Below are 24,925 nucleotides of genomic sequence, written 5' to 3'. Positions count from 1 at the left end.
TCATCCGAACAACGCTCGACAAGGAATTCTCCGTGCCCACTCTGCGCCAGACCCTTCGCCAACGCATCACCGACGGCCCCACCTTCTGGATGGCCGGCGTGCAGGACGCCCTGTCGGCCCTGCTCGTGGACCAGTCGGACTTCGACGGCATCTTCACCACCGGCTTCGGCATCTCGGCCTCGCTGCTGGGCCAGCCGGACATGGAGGTCTACACCCTCACCGAGAACGTGGCGGTGGTCAATCGCATCGCCAACGTGGTGAAGAAGCCCATCTTCGCGGACGCCGACACCGGCTACGGCAGCGTGATCAACGTGGCCCGCACCGTGCGCGAGTTCGAGAAGGCAGGCGTGGCGGCCATCTCCATCGAGGACCAGATCAGCCCCAAGCGCTGCCCCGCCGCTGCCTCGGTGATGCCGGTGGTGCCGGTCAAGGATGCGGTGGCGCGCATCCGCGCCGCGGTCGACGCGCGGCAGGATCCGGACTTCCTGATCGTGGCGCGCACCGATGTGCTCGACCCGGCCGAGGCCATGGACCGCGCCGCGCGCTATGCCGAGGCGGGCGCCGACCTCATCCAGCCGATCTCGCGCACCTTCAAGGGCTACGAGGACCTGGTGAAGCTGCGCGAGGTGTCGGGCCGCCGCCTCTCGCTGCAGCTGATGCAGGGCCTGTGGATGGAGAAGCTCACGCGCGAGCAGGTGGAGTCGGTGGCGGCCTTCGCCACCTATCCGATCGTCACGCTGATGAGCACGGTGCATGCGCTGCAGGCCAACCTGGCCACGCTGGCCGCGCGCCGCAGCGGCGAGGTGGACGGCCTGCCGGCCGGCCAGGTGCCCATGGCCGAATTCAAGCGCGTGATCGGCTGGGAAGCGATGGAGGCGCGGCAGGCGCACTACGAGCAGCAGGACTGAGCCGGGCAAAGCGCCCGGCCGGCGTGCCACGCACGCACGCCGCCCACGGGCCGGTGGCTCAGAAGCCTTCCAGCACCACCTTGCCCCGCGCCTGGCCGCTCTCGACGAAGGCATGTGCGCGGCGCAGGTTGGCCGCATCGATGCGGCCGTAGTGCTCGCCCAGGGTGGTGCGCAGGCGGCCTGTGTCGACCAGCTGCGCCACCTCGGCCAGCAATGCGCCCTGCTCGGCCATGTCGGGCGTCTCGAAGCGCGAGCGGGTGAACATCATCTCCCAGTGCAGCGAGATGGCCTTGCCCTTGAGCGGCATGGCGTCGAGCTGCGGCATGTCGTCGATCAGGCCCAGCCGGCCCTGGGGCTTGAGTGCCTCGATCAGCTGCGCATAGTGCTGGGCGGTCTGCGTCAGGCTGGCGACCAGGTCCACGGCGTCGATGCCGGCCGCCTTCAATTCGGCGGCGAGCGGGCGGCTGTGGTCGATCACCGCATGGGCACCCAGGTCCAGGCACCACTGGCGCGTCTCGGGCCGCGAGGCGGTGGCCACCACGCGCAACTGCGTCAGTTGGCGCGCCAGCTGGATCAGGATCGAGCCCACGCCGCCGGCACCGCCGGTGATGAGCAGCGTCTGGCCGGCGCCGCCGCCGCGCGGCACCTGCAGACGGTCGAACAGCAGCTCCCAGGCCGTGATGGCCGTGAGTGGCAGGGCCGCGGCCTCGGCGTCGCCGAGCGTGGCGGGCGCACGGGCGGCGATGCGCTCGTCCACCAGGTGCAGCTCGCTGTTGGCGCCAGGCCGTGCGATGGAGCCGGCGTAATACACCCGGTTACCGGGCGCGAAGCCGGTGACGTCGCTGCCGACGGCATCGACCGTGCCCACGGCGTCCCAGCCGAGCACGCGGGCCTGGCCGGCCTCGGGCGCGGCAAGGCGGCGCACCTTGGTGTCGACGGGGTTCACCGAGATGGCGGCCACCCGCACGCGCAGGTCGCGCGGGCCGGGCTGCGGTTCGGGGAGATCGAGGTCGATCAGCGATTCCGGTTGTTCGATGGGCAGGTTCTGGCGGTAGCCGATGGCTTTCATGGGCGTTCTCCGAAGAAGGGACGTTGCGATGGCGTGACTCTAGGTTCTGCGTCCGGCATTGATAAGCCGCCCGCCAGTGGCATCATCTTCAAATGGGAATTGAAAATCTCGCCGACCTGCGGCTGGTGCAGGAAGCGGCGCGCAGCGGCTCGCTGAGTGCCGCCGGCCGCACGCTGGGCCTGACGCCGGCGGCGGCCAGCGCGGCGCTCAAACGGGTCGAGTCGCAGCTGGGTGCGCGGCTCTTCGAGCGCTCGACGCGGGCCCTGCGGCTCACCGCCGAGGGCCAGACGCTGCTGGACTACGCCGGCCGCGCCTTCGAGCTGCTGGCCGAGGCCGAGGCGCAGGTGGCCGCAGGCCGCGGCGAGCTGGTCGGCACACTGCGGGTGGCGTCGCCTTCGGACCTCACGCGCCGCGTGCTGCTGCCCGCCTTCGACGAATTCCTGGCCCGGCATCCCGGCGTGCAACTGGCGCTGTCGGTGGGTGACCGGCCGCTGGACGTGATGCGCGATGAGGTGGACCTGGCCCTGCGCTATGGCCCGCTGGCCGATTCGCGGCTGGTGGCGCGCCCGCTGGCGCAGACCCGGCCCGTGCTCTGCGCCGCGCCCGCCTACCTGCAGCGGCGCGGCACACCTCGCCTGCCCCAGGACCTGGTGCAACACAACTGCCTGAGCTTTCACCGCGGCGGCCGACGCCAGCGCGAGTGGCGCTTCGGCCAGGGCGGCCAGTGGGTGGCGGTGCGCATCGATGGCGACCGCCATGCCGACGACGCCTCGCTGGCGCGCGAATGGGCGGTCGCCGGCGTGGGCATCACCTTCAAGTCCTACCTGGACGTGCGGGCCGACCTGGACAGCGGCGCCCTGGTGCGGCTGCTGCCCGACTGGGACACGGAGGCCTATCCGCTACATGCCCTGCTGCCCAGCAACCGCTTCGTGCCCGCACGCGTGCGGGCGCTGGTGGACTTTCTGGCCGACTGGCTGGCGCAGTGGCTGGCCGACGATCCCGCCGGCATCGCCACCGCCGGGGGCGGCGCGGATGCGGGGGCCGGCAGGGCGGCAGGCCGGCCTAACATCGCCGCATGACCGCCAAGCCCGCCATGCCGCCGACGCTCCCCCGCTTCTGGGCCGAACTCGGCACCCGCGACTTCGCCACGCTGGACCCGGCCACCACCGTCGCGGTGCTGCCGCTGGGCGCCACCGAGCAGCATGGCCCGCATCTGCCGCTGGGCGTGGACACCGTCATCGCCGACGGCATCGTGCAGGCCGCGCTGCCGCTGTTGCCGGCCGACCTGCCTGCGCTGTTCCTGCCCACGCTACCCGTGGGCCTGAGCCCCGAACATGCCCGATTCGCCGGCACGCTCACCCTGTCGTCGGAGACGGTGCTGCGCCTGTGGAAGGAGATCGGCGCCGGTGTCGCCCGCGCGGGCGTGCGCAAGCTGGTGCTCTTCAATGCCCACGGCGGCCACACCGGCGCGATGGACATCGCCGCGCGCGAGCTGCGCGAGGCGCACGACCTGATCGTCTACAGCCTGAGCTGGTTCAACCTGCCGCTGACGGATGCCGCAACCGGCCAGGCGCTGGTGCCGGACCGCTTCGATGTGCATGCGGGCGAGTTCGAGACGGCGTTGATGTTGGCGCTGGCGCCGCAGCAGGTGCGGCGCGAGGCAGTGAAGGACTTCCCATCCACCTCGCGCGCGCGGGCGTGGGAGTACGCCATCCTCGGCAACGGCCGCAGCGCCAAGCTGGGTTGGGCCATGCAGGACTACCACCCCGAAGGCGCTGCCGGCAATGCCGCGGCTGCCACCGAGGCGCAGGGCCGCGCGCTGCTCGACGCCGCGGCGCGGGGGCTGGCGCAGGCGTTGGAAGAGGTGTCGCGCCTGCCGCTGTCCACGCTGGGCGCCGATCCGCCGCGGCGCTGAGTCATCCGGGTGTCGGCCTATCGAGGGTCGCCGTCCCAGCCGATTTCCAAGCGGGACACCGCTGCCCAGCGGCTGCCTGTTCAGCCGGCGGCCACGGCCGGCGCGTCTCCCACCGGAATGCTGCCGTCGCCCCGCTCGTAGGTGCCGATCAGCAGGCCGCTGGCGACGGCGCGCGCCTGGATGGCCTCCACCAGCGCGTCGCGGCCCGGCGTATCGCCCAAGGCCTCGCCTTCGGCCAGGGCATAGAGCTGGAAGGCATAGCGGTGCGGCCCATGGCCCGGCGGCGGATCGGGGGGCAGCCAGGCGGCCTGCAGGTAGGAATTGCGGCCGGCATGCAGGCCCGCGCCCTCGTGGTCCGGGCTGGGCCAGACGCCTTCGGCCAGGTGGCCGTCCTCGGGCGGCAGATCCACCGCGATGGCGTGCACCAGCGGATGCGGCGTGGGGGAATCGGCGTCTTCCACGATCAACACCAGCTCTGCCACGCCGGCCGGCACGCCGGTCCAGGCCAGCGGCGGGGAGAGCCCCTCGCCATCGGCGGTATAGCGCTGCGGAATCGGCGCATGGTCCCCGAAGGCCAGGCTGCTCAGCTGCAGCGTGCCGTGGCCCGCGCGCAGGCCCACCGTGTTGAAGACGATGTCGTCCAGGCCGGCGCGTACGCCGGCCAGCGCCTGGCCGATGGCCCCAGGAAGTTTTTCGAGCATGGCGCCAAGGTAGGCGCAACTGGCCCACACGGATGTAGGACTTCGAGCGACACGCGCCGCCGGACGCCCTCCCTACATTGCGACGGTTGTGCTGTCCCGAGCGACGCACGGTCGCGTTGGTTTTTCGTTGTCCGGTTTTCCTGCCTTCATGTCCTGCTGCCCTGCCGTGTGTGTCGTCGATCCTGTGGCGGTGGCCACACGCTGAGCCATGGAGCGCCGCGTTCTCATCCATGCGCCGGAGGCGGCGGACGCCGACATGCTGGCCCGCATCGCGCGCGGCCTGGGGCTCAACGCCGTGGCCTGTCCTTCGCTGGCGGTGCTCATGACGCATCTGCAGGAAGGCGCTGCCGCCGCCCTGCTGACCGGCCCTTCCCTGTCCCTGCTGCCCGAAGCGACGCTGCAAACTTGGCTGTCGGCCCAGCCGGCATGGTCGGACTTTCCCTTCGTCGTGCTGATGAGTCAGGACGGCCATACGCCCGAGGCGATGGCACGGCTGCGTGAGCTCGGCAATGTGGTGGTGGTCGACCATCCCGCCTGCGACGAGACGCTGACGCGCGCGGTCCACGCCGCCGTTCGACAGCGCCACCGCCAGTACACGATGCGCCAGCAGATCGAACAGCTGGAGGCGGCCCGCGCCGAGGTGCAGCGCCTGAACACGGGGCTGGAGGCGCGCATTGCCGAGCGCACGCGCGAGCTGGCCGGCGCCAACGACCGGCTGATGGCCGAGATCGGCGAGCGCGAGCGCGCGCAGGCCGCCCTGCTGCAGGCGCAGAAGATGGAAGCCGTCGGCCGGCTCACCGGTGGCATCGCCCATGACTTCAACAACCTGCTGCACGTGGTGCAGATGAACCTGGACCTGCTCGGCCGAATCTCCAAGGAGGCCAAGGTGCAGGAAATCAGCGGACGCGCCCGCGGCGCCGTCGCCAAGGGTGCGCGTCTGACCAGCCAGCTGCTGTCCTTCTCGCGCAAGCAGTCGCTGCTGCCGCGGCTGTTGGATGTGAATGGGCTGATCGAGGGCATGCGCGAGCTGATCGCCGTCTCGGTCGGCTCGGCCGTGCGGGTGGAGCTGGCGCTCGACCCGGCGCCCTGCTGGGCCGTGCTGGACGCCAGCCAGCTGGAAATGGCGCTGATCAACCTGGCCGTCAATGCGCGCGAGGCCATGACGGCCGGCGGCGTGCTCACGGTGCGCACCGGGCATGTGCAGCGCGAGGCTGCGGGCGGCCTGCCCGCCGGCGACTATGTGGCCGTGCAGGTGCAGGACACCGGCGCCGGCATCCCGGCCGGCGTGCTGGGCCAGGTCTTCGATCCCTTCTTCACCACCAAGCCCCTGGGCAGCGGGAGCGGACTGGGCCTGAGCCAGGTGTATGGCTTCGCCCGGCAGTCGGGCGGCGAAGCCGCCATCGACAGCGTGGAAGGCCACGGCACCCGGGTGGACCTGCTCTTTCCCGCCGCGGCCGTCCCGGCCGCCGACGCGCCGCCGCCGCCCGAGGCCGAGGTCCAGGCCCTGGCCGCCGGCCGCTCGGTGCTCGTGGTCGAGGACGACGCCGAGGTCCGCCGCGTCATCGCCGACAGCCTGTCCCTGCTGGGCTGCCGGGTCACGCAGGCGGCCGACGGGCGCCAGGGGCTGGAGGTGCTGGGCGCCCAGCCCAGGCCCGACCTGATGGTGGTGGACTACGCCATGCCGGGCATGACCGGCGCCGAGTTCATCGTGCATGCGCGCGAACGCGTGGGCGCCGTGCCCGTGGTGCTGGCCACCGGCTATGCGGACATGGCGCAGGTGGGGCGTGTGCTGGGCACGCAGTCCATCCTCATCAAGCCCTTCGAGATCTCTGCGCTCGCGGCCTGCGTGGCCCGGGCGTTGGCGCCCGCAGCGGCGGGCGGCAATCCCGGTAAGCTGCACTGAGCCACCCGTTTCCCTTCCTTCCTTTCCAACCCCTTCAAGGAGATCACCATGGGCATCATCGGCACCATCCTCATCGGCTTCATCGTCGGCCTCGTGGCGCGCGCCATCAAGCCGGGCGACGACTCGGCGGGCTTCATCGTCACCACGCTGATCGGCATCGTGGGCTCCTTCATCGCCACCTACCTGGGCCAGGCGATGGGCTGGTACACGGTGGGGCAGCCGGCCGGCTTCATCGCCTCGGTCATCGGTGCCGTCGTCCTGCTGTTCGTCTGGGGCATGGTGGCCGGCCGCCGCCGCTGAAACCATGACCGACACCGCATGCGTGGTGATGACCACGGCCGGCACCGAGGAAGAGGCCGAGGACCTGGCCGGCGCGATGGTCGAGGCGGGCCTGGCAGCCTGCGTGCAGATCCAGCGGGTGCGCAGCGTCTACCGCTGGGAAGGCGAGACCCGCCGCGAGCCCGAGTGGCTGCTGATCTGCAAGACGCGCGCGGGCCGCTTCGAGGCACTGCAGGCGCTGATCCAGGAGCGACACAGCTATGCCGTGCCCGAGGTGGTGCAGTTGCCCATCACGGCCGGCTCGCCGGCCTATCTGCGCTGGCTGGCCGAGGCCACGGCCGAGCCGCCTGCCGCTGCCTGATCAGGCGTACGTCACCCACTTCTCGTACGCGGGGCCGTCCAGGTGCGGCAGCGTGTTGTAGGTCACCAGCATGTGCCGCTTGGGCGTGAATGCGAATTCGGTGACCGCCGTGTTGCGGATGCGCAGGTTCAGCTCGATGGTGGTCTCGGGCGAGGTGCCCAGCACATGGCCCACCGCCGTCGAGATCGGCCCGCCGCTGCTCACCACCAGCACCTTCGCGCCATGGTGGCGGTCGCGCACATGGTCCAGCGCGGTCGTCACGCCCGCCAGGAAGTCCACATAGCTCGGCATGCCCACGGGCGCCGCCTGCCCGCTCATCCAGGCCGACAGGCCCTGGCGCAGCAGGCGGAAGTGGGCCTTGTACAGCTCGGGCGTGTCGGCCTTGGGCAGCTTCTCCGGATGGATCGTGGCGACCACCGCCTCGCTGTCGTATTCGTTCAGGCCCGGCCAGGGCAGCACGTCCTGCGGCGGCAGCTGCATGCCGCGGGCGATGCCTTCCCAGGTCTCGCGGTGGCGGCGCAGGGTGCCGGTGATGACGGCATCGAAGCGCATGCCGCGCTCGCGCCAGTATTCGCCCAGCCGCTCGGCCTGGCGGTGGCCGAGTTCGCTGAGGCGGTCGTAGTCGTCGGAGCCGAAGGAGGCCTGGCCGTGGCGCACGAGGTAGAGCGTTCCCATGGCGGGCGATTGTCCAAAGCGGGCGGGCGGCGCTTGTCGCGCGTGGGACGGTATGCGCGGTGGCCGTCGCTTCGGTGACCCGGCCTCGCTCCCTCTCCCCTTGCGGGAGAGGGAGGCAATCCTCAGCCCTCGTTGGCGCCCGCAGTCAGCACCTCGGCGAACAGGGGCGCATCCACATTGCCGCCGGTCAGCGCCAGCCCGATGCGCTGGCCTGCCCAGCGGCCCCGCTGCTGCAGCGCCGCGGCCAGCGCGGCGGCGCCGGCGCCTTCGGCCACGTTGTGCGTGGCGGTGTAGAGCAGGCGCATCGCGCCAGCCACCTCGTCGTCGGTGACGGCCACCACGTCCTCGGCCTGCGCGCGCACGACGGCCACCGACTCGGCCACCGGCGTGCGGCAGGCCATGCCGTCGGCGATGCGCGTGGTGGCGGGCGATTCCACCAGCGTGCCGCTGCGCCAGGATTGCAGGCAGGCGTCCGCATGCGCCGACACCACGCCCACCAGCCGCGTGGACACGCCGCAGTGGGCCCGTGCCGCCGCGGCACCGGCGAAGCCCGAGCCCAGCCCGATCGGCACGAAGAGCACGTCCGGCGCGCCGCCGGCCGCCTTCGTCGCCTCGAAGAATTCCACGTAGGCCGTGGCCACGCCGCGCACCAGGTCGCGGTGGAAGGAGGGGATGCGGTGCAGCCCGTGCTGCGCCGCCAGCGCGGCCGCATGGTCGGCGGCGGCCTGGAAGTCGTCGCCGTGCTCGACCAGCTCCACGCCCAGGGCGCGCATGGCGGCGTTCTTCTCGACCGAGTTGCCGTGCGGCACCACGATGGTGGCCTGCAGGCCGTGGCGCCGGGCCGCGAAGCCGACCGACTGGCCATGGTTGCCGCGCGTGGCGCTGATCACATGCCGTACCGCGGGCTGGGTGCGGCGCAGTTCCTCGAAATAGGTCAGCCCGCCGCGCACCTTGAAGGCGCCCACGGGCGTGTGGTTCTCGTGCTTGATCCAGGTCTCGGTGCCCAGCGCCTGCTCGATCAGCGGCCAGCGGTACTGCGGCGTGGGAGGCAGGGCGCTGCGCACGGTGGCCAGTGCGGCCGCGATGTCGTCGGGCGTGAAGCGCATGGGGGATCCTCGAAGGTGCGGGCGAACAGGCCGGAGCAGAAGGCAGTCGGGCGCCCGGAAGGTGCGGATGAGGCCGGTGCGGGCTGGGGTCAGAGCAGCACCTGGCCCTCGATGCAGTCGGCCACGTCGCCGCCGATCCAGATCTGGCCCGAGGCGTCCTGCGCCACATGCACACGGCCGTCGCGGCCCAGGCACTGGCCCTGGCCGGCGACGTAGCGCGTCGGCATCAGGCCATCGGCGATGAGCCACTGCGCCAGGCTGGCGTTGAGGCTGCCGGTCACCGGGTCTTCCTCCACGCCGATGGGGGCGGCGAAGCCGCGCACCTCCAGATCGACCGACGGCGCGGCCACTGCTGCGGCGGCCGCCGTGCTGCTGCGCGCCCCGAAGGCGCGGGCCTCGCGGTTGGCGCGGCCGATGAGCGGTGGTGCGCCGGCATCCTGGGCGTCCGTGCGTGCCGCCACGCCCACCTTCTGGCCCAGCGCCTTGAGCGCCGCGTGATCCGGCCGCAGCGCCAGCACCGTCTCGGGGCTGTCCAGCAGCAGACCGAGCCAGACCGGCCCATTGTTGAGGCACTGCGCCGCCTCGATCTGCGAGGCCTTCAGGCCCATGGCCGCCGCCACCTTGGACAGCAGCATGGGGCTGGGCGCGCTGCGCTGCAGCGGCGGCGCGGCGAAGGCCAGGCGTTCGCCCTCGGTGCGGATCGGCACCAGGCCGATGGCGCATTGCTGCACGATGCGCCCGGCCTGCCGCGGTCGGCCGCCATGGGCCAGCCAGGCGCTGCAGGTGCCCAGGGTGGGATGGCCGGCGAAGGGCAGCTCGCCGCCGGGGGTGAAGATGCGCACGCGGTAGTCCGCGCCGCCAGCCGCGCCTTCGGCGGTGGGCGGCAGCACGAAGGTGGTTTCCGACAGGTTGGTCCAGCGCGCGAAGCGCTGCATGGCCTCGTCGTCCAGGTCCTGGCCGTCCAGCACCACGGCGACCGGATTGCCGCGGGTGGGCGTGTCGGTGAAGACGTCGGGCTGGCGGAAGGGGCGGGTTCTCATGGCGGGACTCGGGAAGCGGAAATGAAGGAGGAAGCGGAGGGGGCGGCGCCGGGGCGCCTGCGGGCGCTGGTCGGGCGCCAGGTGTCGCGGGCGGGCCCGCGGCGGATCAGGCCAGCGCCAGATCCAGCACGCCGAGGGCGGCCGGCCGGGTGCGCAGCGCATCGAACCAGCGCTCCAAGTTCGGCCAGGCCGGGCGGCGGTACTCGGCCGGCGGCAGGCCGAACCAGCGATGCACTTCGCAGGCGACCGGGATGTCGGCCATGGTGAAGCGCTCGCCGGTCATGAAGTCGCGGCCGGCCAGGTGGGCATCCAGCATGGCCATCAGCGGCTCGGTCGCGGCGATGGAGGCGGCGACGGCCTGCACATCGCGCTCGGCGGCCGGCACGCGCACCAGTTGCACAAAGGCATCGCGGCCCGCGGGGTTGAGCGTGGTCTGCTGCCAGTCCATCCAGCGTTCGGCGTCGAAGCGCGCCTCCAGCGGCTCGGGATACATGAGTCCGTGCGAATGGCGGGCGCAGAGGTAGCGCACGATGACGTTGCTTTCCCACAGCACGAAGCGGGCGTCGCCCTCGCCGTCCTGCAGCAGCGGCACCAGCGCGTTGGGGTTCAGGGCCAGGTATTCGGGCGTGTGCACCAGGCCGTGGGCGCCGCCGGCCTCGGTGCGCTGGAAGTCCAGGCCGAGTTCCTGCGCGCACCACACCACCTTGCGCACGTTGATCGAGCTGATGCGGCCCCAGAGATTGAGCATGGGTCGGTTTCCTTGTCGAAGCGGGTCAGGGGGTCATCATGCGGGCGGTGCCGCGCACGCGGATCGAAGCGCCCGGCGTAGGAGCGATATCCGCCTGCAGGCGGCAGAGCACGCCCATGTCCTCGCCCTGCGTGATGGCGATGGTGCCGCCATGGGGCCAGCCCCGGTCGCGCAGGTAGCCGCCCAGCGCGGCGGCAGCGGCGCCGGTGGCCGGGTCTTCGTAGACGCCACCGCCTGCGAAGGGATTGCGCACATGGAAGCGCTGGGGGCTTTCGGCATGCGCCAGCACGATCGTCGCCAGGCCTGCGCGCTGCATCAGTTCGCGCCCGGTCTCGAAGTCGTAGTGCATGGCGGCCAGCCGGGCCCGGTCCCGCAAGGCCAGCAGAAAGTGGTCGGCGCCGCCGTGGATCAGGGCCGCGGGAAGGCGCGGGTCCAGGTCGGACTCGGCCAGGCCGAACAGCGCGAGGGCCTCGGCCTTCCAGGCGGCGTCCAGGGGCTGGCTGCGCGTGGGCGGCGACTGCAGCGCGGCCTGCATGAGGCCGGCAGCCGATGGGCGGTCGCGGCTTCCCTCCACCGTGATCCGCGCGGCGTTGAGCGTGAGCGCGAACGTCCCATCGCCGTACTCTCGCGCCAGTGCGGCGCCCAGAGCGATGGTGGCGTGGCCGCAGAAGGGCACTTCGGCGGCGGGAGAGAAGTAGCGCACCCGCCAGGCGCCGTCCGTCATCGGCGCGGCGAACACGGTTTCGGAATAGCCGAGCGTGGTGGCGAGTTGCTGCATCTGCCCGTCGTCGGGCAGGCCGTCGCCGATCACGACGCCCGCCGGGTTGCCGCCGCGTGGGCCGTCGGAGAAGGCGGCGATGTGCTGGACATTCATGGTGTCTAGAGCTTGGAAGTGCGCCGGGGAAGCGCGATCAGGCCACGGCAGGGCGCGCCATCACCAGCAACCGCAGCGCCAGACCGAACATCACGCTGGCCAGAAGCCGCTGGCGCAAGCGCACACTGCCTTCGCCTGCGGCCATGCGCCGCGCCACCAGGCCGGCTGCGCTGCCCAGCGAGGTGTTGAAGGCCAGCGAGACGACCGCCATGACGGCGCCGAGCTGCACCATCTGCACGCCGACCGGCACCCGGTCGGGATGCGCGAACTGCGGCAGGAAGACGACGAAGAAGAGCAGCGCCTTGGGATTCATCAGCGTATGGAAGAAGCCCATGCGCGCGATGTGCAGGCCGCGCCAGGGTCCGGCGCGGTGTGCTGCTGCCGCACCGGAGCCGGCGCGCAGGGCCTGTACGCCCAGCCACACCAGGTAGGCCGCACCGGCCCAGCGCAGCAGGTCGAAGGCCGGGGGCCATGCAGCCATCAGCGCGGCCACGCCGCTGGCGGCCGCCAGCGCGAGCACCAGGTCGGCCAGGGCAATGCCGATGGCGCCGGCAAAGGCGCCGCGTGGCCCGTGCGCCGCGCCCTGCGCCAGGATGAAGGCCATGTTCGGCCCGGGCGACGCCAGCAGTGCGAGCACGGCCAGCAGGAAGAGGCCCAGGGTGGTGGCGGCGATCATGGGTGCATCTCCGTTGATCAGGCGGGCGTCATGGCCGCCGGCAGGTAGGGCGCGACGGCGGCCATCGCGCGGGCCACGTAGTCGTCCTTCTCGCCGACGGGCGCGACGTAGTGCAGCGCGTCGCGGGCCGCGGCGATGCCTTCGCTGCGCGCGATCAGCCAGGCGGCCAGGTAGGGCGAGGCCAGGCAGCCGCCGGCCGTGGCCACGTTGCCGTCGGCGAAGAAGGGCTGGTCGAGCACGCGCACGCCGGCCTCCTGCACCCAGGGCTTGGTCGTGAGGTCGGTGCAGGCGGGCACCGTGCCCAGCAGGCCCAGGCGCGCGAGCACCAGCGTGCCGGAGCACTGGGCGCCGATGAGCTGGCGCGCCGGGTCGAGCCGCAGCTGCGCCATCAGTGCCGCATCGGCCACCACCTCGCGCGTGCGGATGCCGCTGCCCACCAGCACGGCGTCGGCCTGAGCGGCTTCTTCCAGCGTGGCGGTGGCGTCGAGCGTGACGCCGTTCATCGACGTGACGCGGGCCGTGGGCGCGGCCAGTGTGACGCGCCAGCCGGGCCGCTTGATGCGGTTGAGCACGCCCAGCGCGATCAGCGAGTCGAGCTCGTTGAAACCGTCGAAGGTGAGGATGGCGATGTGCATGGTTCTGGCCTCGGCGACGGCGTCAGTGGGCGGCGGCCAGTTGCTGCTGAACCTGCGCCGCGGCGCGGTGGGCCAGCGCCTCGCGCACCGTCTCGGCCAGGGCGGCGATGGCGGTCGCGATCTGCTGCTCGGTGGCGGTCACGAAGGACAGGCGCAGCGTGCGCGGATCGGGCTCGCCCGCATAGAAGGGCGAGCCGGGCACGAAGGCCACGTTGCGCTCCACCGCCTGGGTCAGCAACGCCGTCGCGTCGATGCCCTCGGGCATGCGCAGCCACAGGAACATGCCGCCCTTGGGCACGTTGAATTCGACGTCCAGGCCCTTCATCTCGCGCTGCAGGGCGTCCACCATGGCGTCGCGCTGCGCCTTGTAGAGCGCGCGGATCTTTGGCACATGCCGCTCCAGGAAGCCGCCCTGCATCACCGTGCTCACCATGCGCTGAGTGAAGATGGGCGTGTGCAGGTCCACCGCCTGCTTGGCCTGCAGCAGCTTGGGGTACAGCGCCTTGGGGGCGACCAGGAAGCCCAGCCGCAGGCCCGGCGCCAGCACCTTGGAGAAGGAACCGAGGTAGATGCAGCCCTCGGGGTTGCGCGCCGTCAGCGGCAGCGGGGGCGCCTCGTCGAACCACAGCTCGCCGTAGGGGTTGTCTTCGATGATGGGCAGGCCCGCGGCCTGGGCGGCGGCCGAGACGGCGGCGCGGCGCGCCTCGCTCATGGTGCGGCCGGTGGGGTTCTGGAAGTTGGGCAGCAGGTAGATGAAGCGCGCACCGGCGGCCTTCGCGCTCAGATCTTCGGGCAGCACGCCTTCGGCATCGCTGGCCACGCTGACGGCCTGCGGCTCCATGGGGCTGAAGGCCTGCAGCGCGCCGAGGTAGGTGGGCGTCTCCACCAGCACCTTGGCTTGCGGGTCGATCAGCACCTTGGCGATCAGGTCCAGGCCCTGCTGCGAGCCGGTGGTGATCAGCACCTGGTCGGCCTCCACGTCCCAGGGCAGCATGTCGGCCACGGCCTGGCGCAGCGGCGCGTAGCCCTCGCTCGCGGCGTACTGCAGGGCGCCCTGGCCGTCGGTGGCCAGCACCTCGGCGCAGGCGGCCGCGAATTCGGTGACCGGAAAGGTCTTGGGCGAGGGCAGGCCACCCGCCAGGCTGATCACGTTGGGCCGCTCCGTCACCTTGAGGATCTCGCGGATGGCGGAGGGGTTCATCTTCTCGGCGCGGGCGGCGAGTTTCCAGTGGGTCATGGTGGGCTCCTTGTCGGTCGTTGTCGGGCCGGGCCTCGGTGGACCCGGCAGGGTTTTGCAAGAGGGTGAGTCGGCGACCGCGCGCGCGGCGGCGGGCGGCTGGGCGAGCTTCTTGCCGAGCAGCACCGTCGCCACCACGGCGAGGGCGAAGCCCAGCGTCATGGCGTCGATGCGCTCGCCCAGGATGGGCACCGCCGCCAGGATGGAAAAGAAGGGCTGCAGCAGCTGCGCCTGGCTCACGCGCAGCGCGCCGCCCAGCGCGAGCCCACGGTACCAGGCGAAGAAGCCCGCCCACATGGAGAACACGCCCAGGTACACCAGGCCGCCCCAGGCGACCGGCGCCACCGGCGCGGTGGGCCACAGCACGAAGGTGGCGGGCAGCGTCACCGGCAGCGCCAGCACGCAGACCCAGCAGATCACGCGCTCCGCACCCAGCGCCGGCGTGACCTGCGCGCCATAGATGTAGCCAGCCGAGGCGGCCACCACGCCGCCCACGAGCAGCAGGTCGGCGGGATCGAGGCCGAAGCCGCCCTGCGGCGAGGCGCGCAGCAGCGAGAACACGATCACCAGCGCGCTGCCGGCCACCGCGCACAGCCAGAAGCCCCAGTGCGCCCGCTGGCGCAGCACCATCGCGGCGATCACGGCGGTCACCAGCGGCAGCAGGGCCGTGACCACGGCCGCATGGCCGGCCGTGACTGTACGCAGGGCCAGCGCCAGCAGCAACGGATAGCCCAGGGCATTGCCCAGCGTGGCGAAGGCCAGCGGTCGCCAGTGCTGGCGCTGCGGCAGTGGCGAGCGGGTGACCAGCAGGAAGGCGGCCGACAGCAGCCCCGCCAGCGCCGCACGGCCCAGGGTGACGAACCAGGGCGAGAGCTGCGGCGCCTCGGCCGTGCCCGTGGCCAGGCGGGTGGCGGGCAGCGTGATGCCGAACACGGCGACGCCCAGGATCCCCAGCCACAGGCCCAGGCGCTGGTCGCGGGCATGCGTGCTCGCGCTCATGCCTTCACCATCCACGCCGCTGTCAGCAGAAGCAGCAGCGCCATCGCCCGGTTGAACATCAAGAGCCGCCGCCCTTGCGCCAGCCAGCCGCGCAACAGGGCGCCGGCGGCCGCATAGGCCAGGTTGCTGGCGAGTGCGAAGAGGATCATCACGCCGGTCACGATGGCCGTGCGCACCATCGGCTGCGCCTGCCCGCTCACCCAGCCGGCCACGATGGCCAGGGCCAGGAGCCAGGCCTTGATGTTGACGAACTGCAGGCCCACGCCCTGCCAGAAGCCCACCCGCAACTGCGCGGCCGAGGCCTGCGCCATCCGGTCCGCGCCCCACAGGCGCCAGGCCATCCACAGCAGATAGGCGATGCCCGCGGCCTTCACGGCCAGCCGCAGTGCAGGCGCCGCGGTCACCAGGGCGCCCAGACCGGCCGCCGTCAGCAACAGCAGCAGGCTCCAGCCCACCGGCACCGCGCAGACGAAGCGCATCGCCCGGCGCAGACCGCCATTGGCCGCCAGCGTGGTCGAGAGCGTGGTGTTGGGGCCCGGCGAAAAGCTCATCGCCGAGGCCAGCACCAGCAGCGCGGTGAATTCTTGCCAGGTCATGGAGGCCCACTCTACACTTTGGCGCCAGTACAGAAGCAGTACAGTTTCTCGAACAAACAGGCCCATCTGTATCGGTGGGCGCACCAACACACATGCTCACCCGCACCCACAGCCAGACCCTCACCGAGCAGCTGGCCGCGCTGTTTGCCGAGCGCATCCGCAACCGCCTGCTGGCGCCCGGCGCGCGCCTGCCGTCGGTGCGCGAATGCGCCCGGCAGCACAGCGTGAGCCCGCACACCGTGGTCGCCGCCTACGACCAGTTGCTGGCGCAGGGCTTGGTGGAGGCGCGCCGCCAGCGCGGCTTCTTCGTGCGGCAGGCCGAGGCGGCCGACCGTGCCGAGCCCCATGCCCGCGGCGCGGCGCCGGCCGCGCCGGTCGCCACCGTGCTGGCCGCGCCGCCAGCCGCACCGGCCGATGCCAGCACGCTGATCCGCGGCATGTTCCATCGCCAGAGCGACAAGCCGCAGCCCGGCATGGGCGTGCTGCCGCCCGACTGGCTGGACAGCAGCTTCATGCCCGCCGCCGTGCGCCGGGTGACGGGCCCCGCGGCGTTGCGCGAGTTCTCGCTGCAGTACGGCGATCCGGCCGGCGACGCCACGCTGCGCGCCAGCCTGGCGCAGAAGCTGGCCGGCCTGCAGCTGCCGGTGACGCCGGCGCAGATCGTCAGCACCGTGGGCGCCACCCATGCGCTGGACATCGTCAGCCGCACCCTGCTGCGCGCCGGCGATCCGGTGATGGTCGAGGAGCCCGGCTGGGCGGTCGAATTCGCCCGGCTGGAGGCCCTGGGCATGCGCGTGCTGCCCGTGCCGCGCCGTGCCGACGGGCCCGACCTGGCCGTCATGCAGCGCTACTGCGAAGCCCATGCGCCCAAGCTCTTCGTCAGCGTCAGCGTGCTGCACAACCCCACCGGCCATTGCCTGTCGCCCGGCAGTGCCCACCGCGTGCTCCAGCTGGCGGCGCAGCACGACTTCCATATCGTCGAGGACGACACCTACGGCCACCTCGCGCCCGAGCATGCGACCCGGCTGGCCGTGCTCGACGGCCTGCAGCGCGTGATCTATGTGAGCGGCTTCGCCAAGGTGCTGGCGCCCAACTGGCGCATCGGCTTCCTGGCGGCCGCGCCGCCGCTGGTGGAGCGGCTGCTGGAGACCAAGCTGCTGGCCACGCTGACCACGCCGGCCCTGTTCGAGCGGGCGCTGGCCTGGTGCATCGACCAGGGCCAGCTGCGCCGCCATGTGGAGCGCATCCGCCTGCGCCTGGACGGCGCCCGCGGCCGCGCCGTCAAGCTGGCGCTGGCCCACGGCTGCACGCTGGCTTCGGAGCCGGCGGGCCTCTTCGGCTGGCTGGACACGGGCGTGGATACCGACACGCTCACCCAGCGCATGCTGGACCAGGGTTACCTGCTGGCGCCGGGCTCGCTGTTCCATGCGCGGCGCCAGCCCACCACGCTGATGCGCATCAACTTCGCCACCGCGCAGGACGCCGGCTTCTGGAAGGCCTTCGGCCGCACGCGGGACGCGATGCGCTGATCAGTCTTCGGCGCTGGCGCTCCAGAAGGCCTGGTGCACGCCGGGCAGTGCCTCGATGGCCTGCGTGACCCGGTCCAGCTCGTCCGCCTCCACCGCCGTGGCATAGAGCACCGCCTCGATCTCCGCATCGCCCTGGCCGAAGGGATGCTGGTCGATCTCGCGCACCGGATAGCTGGCGGCGGCCAGACGCTCCACCAGTTCCTCGCGCATCTGCGCCTGCACGGCGCGCGCGCAGATCACGTAGACGGAGTACGCGGCCTCGGTGATCTCTTCCACCACCGGCTGGCGGTTGATGCGGTTGACTACCGGCCGCAGCAGCGTGTTGCTGGCCAGCACGAAGAGGGCGGCGACGATCGCTTCGCCCAGCAGGTCGGCACCGGCGCAGGCGCCCACCGCCGCCGAGCCCCACAGCGTTGCCGCCGTGTTGAGCCCGCTGATGTTGGCGCCTTCCTTCATGATGGCGCCCGCGCCCAGGAAGCCGATGCCCGACACTACGTAGGCCACCACGTGCACCGCGCCATCGCTGCCATGCAGCCGGTTGGCCATGTCCACGAACACCGCCGCGCCGACGGCCACCAGCGTGTTGGTGCGCAGTCCGGCCGTGCGTTGGCGGATCTGCCGCTCCAGCCCGATCATGCCGCCGAGCAGAAAGGCCGAGCCGATGCTCACGAGCGTGTCGAGCAGGGAAGGAAGGTTGAAGTTCTGGATGGCTTGCATGGGATGACGGGCGCGTGGGCGCGCATCATCCACCATCCCTGTGACGGCGGCGCTCAGCCGCCGAGCGCCACCTGCCGGATCGCCCGCCCCACCGATTCCAGCACCGGCCCGGCCTGCTTCTGCTCGTCCAGGTCGGCCGTGCAGGCCACGATCACCAGCGCCTTCTGCAGGTCGTCCGGGTCGAGCACGCCGGCATGGCAGGCCCGGCGGTGCTGGGTGCCGGTCTTGTGGATGAAGGCATGGTCGCGCGGCAGGCCGGCCTGCAGCCGGTAGCCGGTGTAGATGCCGTGCTTCATCGCCTTGTAGAGCAGCGCTCGCGGCGGCGCGTCGGGCAGCACCTGGCCGCGCACCAGCCGCTCCAGTATGGCGCCATAGGCGATCAGCGTGGTGGTGTTCAGGTCGCGGCGGTAGTAGCGCTCGTAGGCCTCGTCCATGCCGGTGGTGGCGAGGTCGGTGCGCTTCACGTCGACGGCGCGGCGGATGGCCTCCACACGCGCTGGCCCGTTGCGGGCCGAGGCGATGCGCACCAGCGTGCGGTTGTCCAGGTCGCGCGCCTTCGGGTGCACCTCGGCATACACGTCGCGCCGCACCTGCGCGAAGGTGGTCAGCGTGACGTTGGGCGTGCCCATGGCCTGGCGCGTGCCGTCGTTGAGCGTCTGCACGGTCACGGTGCGGATCAGCATGTTGGCGGCCGTGTTGTCGCTTTCCAGCAGCATGCGTTCGATCAGCGTGCGCAGGCTGTAGCGGGTGCCGGTCTCGTTCCAGACGATGTTGCCCACGTCGATGCGGTCGCCGTCTTCCAGCGCCAGTTCGTCGTCCAGCGAGCGGCGGCCGTCCTGCACCTGACGCAGCACGGCCAGCGCGACCGGCACCTTGGCCATGGAAGCCAGGTACCAGCGCTGGTCGGCGCCATGGTTCATCTCGCTGCCGTCCGACAGGCGCTTGACGTAGACGCCCAGGCGCCCGGGCGTCTGCTGGTCGATGCGCGCGATGCGCTCGGCCAGGCGTTGCTGCCAGGCGCCGTCTTCGGCGGCCTCAGCGCGCCAGGCCGGCAGCAGCAGCGCCGTGGCGATCGTCAGGCATGAAAGCAGGGCAGGTGGGCGCATCGAGGGTTCCTTGCGTGAGCAATCCGGATCGGCACAGGGCGGCGGCCGTCTGGGCCAGAAGATGTTCGGCGCGGGTCAGGCTGGGTGCGTCGCGGACGCAGGCCACCAGCACCACCGGGTGCCGGGCGTCTGAGCCAGGCATGCGCACCAGGCCGGCATCGCAGATGCGGCGGCGCTGGGTGCCGGTCTTGTGGGCGAAGCGCGCCTGCGGCGGCAGCCCGGCCCGCAGCCGCTGCGGGCCGGTGACGACGTCTTCCATCAGCTTGAGCAGCGTCTGCGTGGCCTCGGCGCCCAGCGCGCGACCCTCGGCGAGGGCGACGAGGATCTGGGCATAGGCATCCAGACGGCCGCTGTTGAGGCCTTCGGTGTAGTAGGCGTCGTAGGCGGCCTCGAGGGAGCCGGCCTTGAGCTGGCCGGGTGACAGGGCCAGCAGTTCGGCGAGCTGGCGGCGCCGCGCCGCGTCGCTGCCGGCGCGGTGCAGGGTCAGCAGGTCGTTGCCCGACAGGTGGCTGGCCGCGGGCGTGAGCTGGCCATAGACCTGGCGCCGCACCTCGGCCAGCGGCGTGATGCGTGCAATGCCACGCGGCGCCAGCGTTTGCGCCACGCCGTTCACAGCCTGCAGCCCGACCAGGTCGATCAGCATGTCGGTGGCCGTGTTGTCGCTGTAGATGATCATCTGGCCCATGAGCCAGCGCACGCTGAGCGACGCGCCCAATGGCTGACGCAGCGTGGCGCCCGCGCCGTCCACCCGGTCGCCCGCCCTCAGGGTGACGGTGGTGTCCAGCGAGATCTCGCCGCGCTCGACCGCCTGCAGCACGGCGATGGCCACCGGCACCTTGACCATGGAGGCCAGGTACCAGCGCTCGTCCGCCCGGTGGCCGAAGGACTGGCCGCTGCCCAGGTCCAGCACGTACACGCCGATGCCGGTCTGTGGCCCTCCGTCCAGTTGCTGCATGGCGCTGGCCATGCGGGCCCGCCAGTCCGCGCCCGTGCTCGACGTCGGAGGCAGTGCCGGCACGACCGACGGCACCGGCGTCACGTGGGACGGCGTGCCGGGCACGGTGACGGGCGCCGGCGCGAGCGGCTGCACCTCGGCGGTCGCGGCTGCACACAGCGAAAGCAAAAAGGCCGGAGCACCGGGCAGGCGCATGAGGCGGCACAGGCGATGGAGGACGGAAGGGCGCATCGGGTCGTCGGGTTGCGCGAAGGTTGCGGTGGGAAGTCGGTGGCGGAAGTCGGAAGCCGTAATGCGTTGGCAAGGGTGGTCTGCGTGGCGAGCGAGCTGGTCGACCCGCGCCGGAAAGGGGGGCCTGGCCCGCCGCGCCGACTGGACGGGCGCGGGCATTGGCGACAGGTCACAACATCGAGTCGGGCGCGAGGGGGCCGATCAGCCACAGCAAGGCGCGCAGGCTTGCGCTGGTGTCGGGCTCCGTGTGGGCATCCTGCAGGCCGCTGCCGGCCGGCGCCCGCCAGACGAGTGCGCCGCCGGCCGACGGATCGCGTTCCACCTTCCAGGCGCCTTCCTTGAGGCTCTTCTCGACGATGGACGCGGCCTCGGCGGACAGCTCGGGGCTGCGTATCACCAGCGCGATCTCGGTGTTCTGCTTCTGCGATCGCAGGTCGAGGTTCATCGAGCCGATGGCCAGCAGTCGGCCGTCGCGCACGATGAACTTGGAATGCAGCATGGCCTTGGATTCGCCCATGCCGCCCGTCACGCCGCTGCCCGTGCCCAGCGCCTGGCGCAGGCCGGCCTGGTCGGCGCGCATCTCGTAGAGCTCCACGCCCATGTCCAGCAGGTCGGTGCGGTGGCGCGCATAGCCCACATGGGCCACCGGCGCATCGTTGGACGCTAGCGAGTTGGTCAGCACGCGGATGCGCACGCCCCGCTCGCGGGCCTTGGCGAAGGCGTTGCGGATCTCCTTGCCCGGCACGAAGTAGGGCGAGACGATGACCAGGTCCTGCCTGGCCTGGGCGATCAGGGGCAGCACGCCCTCGACCACCGTCTCGCCTGCCGGCATCTCGCCGTGCGGCGCGTCGGGCTTGGCCGGCGCGGGGCCTTCCTTGGCCTGCTCGTCGGCAGGGATCTTGCCGGGCCGGTCGACCAGCAGCAGCGCGGGCGCCCACGTGAACTTCACTGTCTTCAGGTCCATGGGCTGTTCGTCCCAGCCCGGGCGCTGGGCAGCCTTGCTGTCGCCGAAGGCGGCAGCGCTTTGCGCATCCGGGCGCGGCTCTCCGTCGGGCGGGGAGGGCGCACCTTGCGCGCCCCCGCTGGCGCCCGAGCGCCCGCTTTCGGCGGCCTTCTCGCGGATGCGGTCCATCTCCTTGCGGTCCACCAGCGACTCGACGGGATAGGCGCGCTCGTCGTTCCAGTACTGGTCGAAGCTCTTGGACATCTGCTGCACGATGGGGCCGGCGGCCAGCACGTCCAGGTCGACGAAGTTGCCGGCGTCGCCGCCCAGGCCGAAGTAGGCATCGCCCAGGTTGCGCCCGCCGGTGATGCCCAGCGTGTTGTCCGCGATGAAGAGCTTGTTGTGCATGCGCTGCTGGATGCGGCCTATGTCGCCCAAGGAGACGACGACGCGGCCGATGGACGAGGCGCGAGCGCCGGCGAGCGGGTTGAACAGCCGGATCTGCACGTTGGGCGTATCCGCCAGGCCCAGCACCAGCGCATTGCGGCCCGCGCTGTGGAAGTCGTCGATCAGGATGCGCACCCGCACGCCGCGCCCGGCGGCGTCCTGCACGGCACGCATCAGGCGACCGGTGCTGGCGTCGGCGTGGATCGCGTAGTACTGCAGGTCCAGACTGCGCTGGGCCTGCTCGGCGAGGGCGAGCCGGCTGGAATAGGCGGCCTGCGGGCCGTCGATGAGCATGAAGCCGGAGGTGGTGCGCGGCGCGGCGACAGAGGTGGCCGGCTTGTCCGACCCGTTCTGCTGGATGAACGCGGCGAGCGGGCCGTCCGTCGCCGGTGGCAGGGCCTGCGACACGGGCCGGTTCACGTTCTCCGGCAGGCTGGTGCAGCCCCCCACGGTGGCGCCCAGCAGGGCGGCCGCAGCGAGCAGGGCGGCACCGGCGCCGCGGCGCAATGTCCGGCGACGGAGGGTCAGTGAAGGTGGCATTGCACGGGGCTGGCAGGCATGGTGCCCGCGGTATAGCCCGGGGTGGTGCGTCGCCGTGTCGGACAAGGGGGCGCTTCGCGCGACGGAAGGCGCCTTTTTCTGAGGCGCTTTGCGCAACGTGGCGGGACGTGCTCTCGCCGCTTCTGGCGCCCTGGGCGCGGCCTCCGGCGCTCAGCGGGCCTCGAGCACTTCCCAGCGCTCCAGCGCTTCCAGCAGTTCTTCCTCGATCTGCGCGAAGCGTTGCGCCAACTGGGCGCCCCGGCCGGGGTCGGTGCCGTAGATGGCGCCGCCGCCGCGTTCGAGTTCGGTCTGCACCGTCTTCTGCTCGGCTTCCAGGGCCGCAATGCGCGCGGGCAGCGCGTCGAGTTCGCGCTGCTCCTTGTAGCTGAGCTTGCGGCGCGGGGCCGCAGTGGTGGCGTCGGCGACAGGCGGCGTTGCCGTGGCTGGCGCCGCCGCGGGGTCGCTCGACGTTGTCGCGGCGGCCGATGCGGCCGCGATTTCGCGCGCGCGCCGCGACTGGATCAGCCAATCCTGCACGCCACCTTCGTACTCACGCCAGCGGCCATCGCCCTCCGCGGCGATGGTGCTCGTCACCACGTTGTCCAGGAAGGCGCGGTCATGGCTCACCAGAAAGACGGTGCCTTCATAGTCCTGCAGCAGCTCTTCGAGCAGTTCGAGGGTGTCGATGTCCAGGTCGTTGGTCGGCTCGTCCAGCACGAGCACGTTGGCGGGCCGCGCGAACAGGCGCGCCAGGAGCAACCGATTGCGCTCGCCGCCGCTCAGCGAGCGCACGGGGGACTGCGAGCGGGCCGGGGAGAAGAGAAAGTCCGACAGGTAGCTCTTGACGTGCTTGCGCTGCTTGCCGATCTCGATCCATTCGCTGCCGGGGCTGATGAAGTCCTCCAGCGTCGCGTCCAGGTCCAGTGCGTCGCGCATCTGGTCGAAATAGGCGACCTCCAGATTGGCGCCCTGGCGCAGGCGGCCCGCGTCGGGCGCGATCTCGCCCAGGATCAGCTTGAGCAGCGTGGTCTTCCCGGCACCGTTGGGGCCGATCAGCCCCACCTTGTCGCCGCGCAGGATGGTGGCGGAGAAGTCGCGCACCACGGTGCGCTCGCCGTAGCGCTTGGTCACCTCGGTGAGCTCGGCCACGATCTTGCCGCTGGGCAGGCCGCTGGCCACATCCATCTTGACGCGCCCCAGCGCCTCGCGCCGACTGGCACGGCGGCTGCGCAGCGTCTCCAGTCGGCCGATGCGGCTCTGGCTGCGCGTGCGGCGGGCTTCGACGCCTTTGCGGATCCACACCTCTTCCTGCGCAAGAAGCTTGTCGGCCTTGGCATTGATCACGGCTTCCTGGGCGAGCTGCTCTTCCTTCTGTACCTGGTAGCGCGCGAAGTTGCCCGGGTAGCTGCGCAACTGGCCGCGATCCAGCTCGACGATGCGCGTGGCCACGGCGTCGAGGAAGGCGCGGTCGTGGGTGATGGTGACCACGCTGCCCTTGAAGGCGAGCAGCAGCTGTTCGAGCCACTCGATGGCTTCGAGGTCCAGGTGGTTGGTCGGCTCGTCGAGCAGCAGCACATCGGGCGCCGCCACCAGGGCCTGGGCCAGGGCGACGCGCTTGCGCATGCCGCCGGAGAGCGCGCCGATGCGCGCGTCCGGCGCGAGGTTCAGGCGGTGCAGGGTCTCGTCGACGCGCTGCTCCCAGTTCCAGCCCGCCTGCGCCTCGATCTGTGACTGCAGCGCGTCCAGGTCATCGCCCTCGCCGCCAGCCAGGTAGCGGGCGCGCAGTGCGACGATCTCTCCGAGTCCATCGCTGACGGAATCGAACACGCTGTGCCCTGCGTCGAGCACTGGCTCCTGGGCCACATAGGCCACGCGCAGCCCCTGCTGCACCTGCATCGTGCCGTCGTCGGTCTTCTCCAGACCACCGAGGATCTTGAGCAGGGACGACTTGCCCGCGCCGTTGCGGCCGATCAGGCCGACGCGCTCCTGGGCCTGCAGCGAGAAATCGGCGTGGTCGAGAAGCGGCACATGGCCGAAGGCCAGCTGTGCGTCCAGTAAGGTGATAAGTGCCATTGGGCGCAGATTATCGAAGCGTGCCGCAGCGTTGCCCGGTGGCCGGGGCACAAGGTGTCTCGGGCGCACGGAGTGGACTGAATGCAGAGCCCGCTCACCTTTGAGCCGCCGGAGGCGCTTTATCCATCCCTCGTGATTCTCTCCATACAGGTACCCAGTAGGCCGCCCACTTTGCGCGTTACGCAGGATGGCGCAGCGGCAGCTAGTGGCGACAGCGGGCAGCACGCCCACGAGACTTGGGCACCATGTGTTTTTCACTTGCCCTGCACGGCGGCGCCACGCGGGAGCAGGCGACGCACTTTGACGAAGAACGGGCCCGAAAAGAGATTGTTCATCCCCCTGCTCACGTACGCACGGCCGGCGCGCAGCGCCGCGTCAGCTGCGTGGCGCGGGCATACGCGCAGGATGCCGAGTGCTGCGAGTGTGGGTCACGGGCTCGGCTGCCCCACCCGTCCGCCAACTAAGACCATCCAGAAAGAGCCTCCAAGCTCCGGGGCGAAGCTGAAGCCATCAGCCACGCACCGGGCATCCGAGGTGAAATGCGATTTCTTGTCAGACGGGGCTTGCATCTTTGTCAGCCAGCGCCGTATACTGGCGGGCTCGCTGACTGATACGTAGCCTTTGGTTGCTGAGTTTGGCTGGTGAGGGGTTTGAGAGAGTGG

Annotated in this window: 23 protein-coding genes and 1 pseudogene; 7 read left to right on the top strand and 17 right to left on the bottom strand. The window is 71.5% G+C overall.

Going from position 1 to position 24,925, the window contains the following annotated elements; all coding sequences use genetic code 11:
- The first annotated feature begins 32 nt into the window (after nt 1-32).
- Nucleotides 33-908, top strand: coding sequence for an isocitrate lyase/PEP mutase family protein (locus ACT54X_RS26960; RefSeq protein WP_476349630.1), 876 nt, complete (start codon nt 33-35; stop codon nt 906-908).
- A gap of 58 nt (nt 909-966) precedes the next feature.
- Here ACT54X_RS26960 and ACT54X_RS26955 read toward each other — a convergent pair whose 3' ends face one another.
- The gene (locus ACT54X_RS26955) at nt 967-1,977 is read right to left on the bottom strand and encodes a zinc-binding alcohol dehydrogenase family protein (protein ID WP_476349628.1); all 1,011 of its coding nucleotides are present in this window, start codon (nt 1,975-1,977) and stop codon (nt 967-969) included.
- A gap of 92 nt (nt 1,978-2,069) precedes the next feature.
- On the opposite strand from ACT54X_RS26955, the gene ACT54X_RS26950 reads away from it, so the two are divergent.
- Both ACT54X_RS26950 and ACT54X_RS26945 read left to right on the top strand, forming a co-directional pair.
- A complete protein-coding gene (locus ACT54X_RS26950) occupies nt 2,070-3,056 on the top strand; it encodes a LysR family transcriptional regulator (protein ID WP_476349626.1) in 987 nt (328 codons plus the stop codon).
- Nucleotides 3,053-3,892 (top strand): creatininase family protein, encoded by an 840-nt coding sequence (locus ACT54X_RS26945; RefSeq protein ID WP_476349624.1) that lies wholly within the window; start codon nt 3,053-3,055, stop codon nt 3,890-3,892. Before ACT54X_RS26950 ends, ACT54X_RS26945 begins: the two co-directional genes overlap by 4 nt.
- A gap of 80 nt (nt 3,893-3,972) precedes the next feature.
- Here the strand turns inward: ACT54X_RS26945 and ACT54X_RS26940 are convergent, their stop codons facing one another.
- Complete coding sequence (locus ACT54X_RS26940) at nt 3,973-4,593, bottom strand: YbhB/YbcL family Raf kinase inhibitor-like protein (protein ID WP_476349622.1); 621 nt, start codon at nt 4,591-4,593, stop codon at nt 3,973-3,975.
- 208 nt (nt 4,594-4,801) lie between these two features.
- On the opposite strand from ACT54X_RS26940, the gene ACT54X_RS26935 reads away from it, so the two are divergent.
- From ACT54X_RS26935 to cutA, 3 genes are read left to right on the top strand one after another with little or no spacing between them, the layout of a single operon-like run.
- A complete protein-coding gene (locus tag ACT54X_RS26935) occupies nt 4,802-6,496 on the top strand; it encodes a response regulator (protein WP_476349620.1) in 1,695 nt (564 codons plus the stop codon).
- A gap of 48 nt (nt 6,497-6,544) precedes the next feature.
- Nucleotides 6,545-6,796: a GlsB/YeaQ/YmgE family stress response membrane protein gene (locus tag ACT54X_RS26930; RefSeq protein ID WP_294376081.1), complete on the top strand. Its 252-nt coding sequence runs from the start codon at nt 6,545-6,547 to the stop codon at nt 6,794-6,796.
- Nucleotides 6,797-6,800: 4 nt separating this feature from the next.
- Nucleotides 6,801-7,136 (top strand): divalent-cation tolerance protein CutA, encoded by a 336-nt coding sequence (gene cutA / locus ACT54X_RS26925; RefSeq protein WP_234197889.1) that lies wholly within the window; start codon nt 6,801-6,803, stop codon nt 7,134-7,136.
- Here the strand turns inward: cutA and ACT54X_RS26920 are convergent, their stop codons facing one another.
- The 10 genes and pseudogenes from ACT54X_RS26920 to ACT54X_RS26875 form a co-directional block, all read right to left on the bottom strand.
- Nucleotides 7,137-7,811, bottom strand: coding sequence for a histidine phosphatase family protein (locus ACT54X_RS26920; protein ID WP_476349617.1), 675 nt, complete (start codon nt 7,809-7,811; stop codon nt 7,137-7,139).
- Between the two features lie 122 nt (nt 7,812-7,933).
- On the bottom strand, nt 7,934-8,917 hold the full coding sequence (locus ACT54X_RS26915) for a threonine dehydratase (protein ID WP_294376086.1): 984 nt from the start codon (nt 8,915-8,917) through the stop codon (nt 7,934-7,936).
- A gap of 89 nt (nt 8,918-9,006) precedes the next feature.
- Nucleotides 9,007-9,957: a PhzF family phenazine biosynthesis protein gene (locus ACT54X_RS26910; protein WP_476349615.1), complete on the bottom strand. Its 951-nt coding sequence runs from the start codon at nt 9,955-9,957 to the stop codon at nt 9,007-9,009.
- A 106-nt stretch (nt 9,958-10,063) separates the two neighbouring features.
- Nucleotides 10,064-10,705, bottom strand: coding sequence for a glutathione S-transferase family protein (locus ACT54X_RS26905; protein WP_354321929.1), 642 nt, complete (start codon nt 10,703-10,705; stop codon nt 10,064-10,066).
- A gap of 25 nt (nt 10,706-10,730) precedes the next feature.
- Nucleotides 10,731-11,579: a PhzF family phenazine biosynthesis protein gene (locus ACT54X_RS26900; protein ID WP_476349612.1), complete on the bottom strand. Its 849-nt coding sequence runs from the start codon at nt 11,577-11,579 to the stop codon at nt 10,731-10,733.
- Between the two features lie 37 nt (nt 11,580-11,616).
- Nucleotides 11,617-12,255: a LysE family translocator gene (locus ACT54X_RS26895; RefSeq protein ID WP_476349610.1), complete on the bottom strand. Its 639-nt coding sequence runs from the start codon at nt 12,253-12,255 to the stop codon at nt 11,617-11,619.
- Nucleotides 12,256-12,272: 17 nt separating this feature from the next.
- The gene (locus ACT54X_RS26890) at nt 12,273-12,890 is read right to left on the bottom strand and encodes a DJ-1/PfpI family protein (protein WP_476349608.1); all 618 of its coding nucleotides are present in this window, start codon (nt 12,888-12,890) and stop codon (nt 12,273-12,275) included.
- Between the two features lie 22 nt (nt 12,891-12,912).
- Entirely contained in the window at nt 12,913-14,127 is a 1,215-nt protein-coding gene (locus tag ACT54X_RS26885; protein ID WP_476349657.1) for an aminotransferase-like domain-containing protein, read from the bottom strand.
- Nucleotides 14,128-14,256: 129 nt separating this feature from the next.
- Nucleotides 14,257-15,126 (bottom strand): annotated as a pseudogene (locus ACT54X_RS26880) (DMT family transporter); the annotation flags it as partial.
- Nucleotides 15,123-15,722 carry a LysE family translocator gene (locus tag ACT54X_RS26875; protein ID WP_476349606.1) on the bottom strand — a complete coding sequence of 200 codons (600 nt, stop codon included), beginning with the start codon at nt 15,720-15,722 and terminating at the stop codon, nt 15,123-15,125. The pseudogene ACT54X_RS26880 and the gene ACT54X_RS26875, both read right to left, overlap by 4 nt.
- Before the next feature lie 92 nt (nt 15,723-15,814).
- On the opposite strand from ACT54X_RS26875, the gene ACT54X_RS26870 reads away from it, so the two are divergent.
- Nucleotides 15,815-17,251: an aminotransferase-like domain-containing protein gene (locus ACT54X_RS26870; RefSeq protein ID WP_476349605.1), complete on the top strand. Its 1,437-nt coding sequence runs from the start codon at nt 15,815-15,817 to the stop codon at nt 17,249-17,251.
- On the opposite strand, the gene ACT54X_RS26865 is transcribed toward ACT54X_RS26870, so the two are convergent.
- From ACT54X_RS26865 to ACT54X_RS26845, 5 genes are all read right to left on the bottom strand, one after another.
- Nucleotides 17,252-17,968, bottom strand: a complete 717-nt coding sequence (locus ACT54X_RS26865; protein WP_476349603.1) for an MgtC/SapB family protein — start codon at nt 17,966-17,968, stop codon at nt 17,252-17,254.
- A gap of 53 nt (nt 17,969-18,021) precedes the next feature.
- Complete coding sequence (locus ACT54X_RS26860; protein WP_476349601.1) at nt 18,022-19,074, bottom strand: serine hydrolase; 1,053 nt, start codon at nt 19,072-19,074, stop codon at nt 18,022-18,024.
- The gene (locus ACT54X_RS26855; protein WP_476349599.1) at nt 19,004-20,260 is read right to left on the bottom strand and encodes a serine hydrolase; all 1,257 of its coding nucleotides are present in this window, start codon (nt 20,258-20,260) and stop codon (nt 19,004-19,006) included. Before ACT54X_RS26855 ends, ACT54X_RS26860 begins: the two co-directional genes overlap by 71 nt.
- Nucleotides 20,261-20,429: 169 nt before the next feature.
- Nucleotides 20,430-22,190: a phospholipase D-like domain-containing protein gene (locus ACT54X_RS26850; RefSeq protein WP_476349597.1), complete on the bottom strand. Its 1,761-nt coding sequence runs from the start codon at nt 22,188-22,190 to the stop codon at nt 20,430-20,432.
- Between the two features lie 171 nt (nt 22,191-22,361).
- Nucleotides 22,362-24,263: an ATP-binding cassette domain-containing protein gene (locus tag ACT54X_RS26845; protein ID WP_476349595.1), complete on the bottom strand. Its 1,902-nt coding sequence runs from the start codon at nt 24,261-24,263 to the stop codon at nt 22,362-22,364.
- Nucleotides 24,264-24,925 lie beyond the last annotated feature (662 nt).

This window comes from Pseudacidovorax sp. DMC4 (assembly GCF_056314265.1).
The sequence above is the reverse complement of the archived record's forward strand: the minus strand, read 5'-3'. Positions and strand labels throughout refer to the sequence as shown.

Bases quoted from the DNA above. Each gene is read 5' to 3' on its own strand.
- ACT54X_RS26950 (WP_476349626.1), top strand. From the start codon at position 2,070: ATGGGAATTGAAAATCTCGCCGACCTGCGGCTGGTGCAGGAAGCGGCG.
- ACT54X_RS26930 (WP_294376081.1), top strand. From the start codon at position 6,545: ATGGGCATCATCGGCACCATCCTCATCGGCTTCATCGTCGGCCTCGTG.
- ACT54X_RS26945 (WP_476349624.1), top strand. From the start codon at position 3,053: ATGACCGCCAAGCCCGCCATGCCGCCGACGCTCCCCCGCTTCTGGGCC.
- ACT54X_RS26915 (WP_294376086.1), bottom strand. From the start codon at position 8,917: ATGCGCTTCACGCCCGACGACATCGCGGCCGCACTGGCCACCGTGCGC.
- ACT54X_RS26875 (WP_476349606.1), bottom strand. From the start codon at position 15,722: ATGACCTGGCAAGAATTCACCGCGCTGCTGGTGCTGGCCTCGGCGATG.
- ACT54X_RS26910 (WP_476349615.1), bottom strand. From the start codon at position 9,957: ATGAGAACCCGCCCCTTCCGCCAGCCCGACGTCTTCACCGACACGCCC.
- ACT54X_RS26865 (WP_476349603.1), bottom strand. From the start codon at position 17,968: ATGCAAGCCATCCAGAACTTCAACCTTCCTTCCCTGCTCGACACGCTC.
- ACT54X_RS26955 (WP_476349628.1), bottom strand. From the start codon at position 1,977: ATGAAAGCCATCGGCTACCGCCAGAACCTGCCCATCGAACAACCGGAA.
- ACT54X_RS26870 (WP_476349605.1), top strand. From the start codon at position 15,815: ATGCTCACCCGCACCCACAGCCAGACCCTCACCGAGCAGCTGGCCGCG.
- ACT54X_RS26935 (WP_476349620.1), top strand. From the start codon at position 4,802: ATGGAGCGCCGCGTTCTCATCCATGCGCCGGAGGCGGCGGACGCCGAC.
- ACT54X_RS26940 (WP_476349622.1), bottom strand. From the start codon at position 4,593: ATGCTCGAAAAACTTCCTGGGGCCATCGGCCAGGCGCTGGCCGGCGTA.
- ACT54X_RS26850 (WP_476349597.1), bottom strand. From the start codon at position 22,190: ATGCCACCTTCACTGACCCTCCGTCGCCGGACATTGCGCCGCGGCGCC.
- ACT54X_RS26860 (WP_476349601.1), bottom strand. From the start codon at position 19,074: ATGCGCCCACCTGCCCTGCTTTCATGCCTGACGATCGCCACGGCGCTG.
- ACT54X_RS26895 (WP_476349610.1), bottom strand. From the start codon at position 12,255: ATGATCGCCGCCACCACCCTGGGCCTCTTCCTGCTGGCCGTGCTCGCA.
- ACT54X_RS26845 (WP_476349595.1), bottom strand. From the start codon at position 24,263: ATGGCACTTATCACCTTACTGGACGCACAGCTGGCCTTCGGCCATGTG.
- cutA (WP_234197889.1), top strand. From the start codon at position 6,801: ATGACCGACACCGCATGCGTGGTGATGACCACGGCCGGCACCGAGGAA.
- ACT54X_RS26920 (WP_476349617.1), bottom strand. From the start codon at position 7,811: ATGGGAACGCTCTACCTCGTGCGCCACGGCCAGGCCTCCTTCGGCTCC.
- ACT54X_RS26905 (WP_354321929.1), bottom strand. From the start codon at position 10,705: ATGCTCAATCTCTGGGGCCGCATCAGCTCGATCAACGTGCGCAAGGTG.
- ACT54X_RS26890 (WP_476349608.1), bottom strand. From the start codon at position 12,890: ATGCACATCGCCATCCTCACCTTCGACGGTTTCAACGAGCTCGACTCG.
- ACT54X_RS26900 (WP_476349612.1), bottom strand. From the start codon at position 11,579: ATGAATGTCCAGCACATCGCCGCCTTCTCCGACGGCCCACGCGGCGGC.
- ACT54X_RS26885 (WP_476349657.1), bottom strand. From the start codon at position 14,127: ATGACCCACTGGAAACTCGCCGCCCGCGCCGAGAAGATGAACCCCTCC.
- ACT54X_RS26855 (WP_476349599.1), bottom strand. From the start codon at position 20,260: ATGCGCCCTTCCGTCCTCCATCGCCTGTGCCGCCTCATGCGCCTGCCC.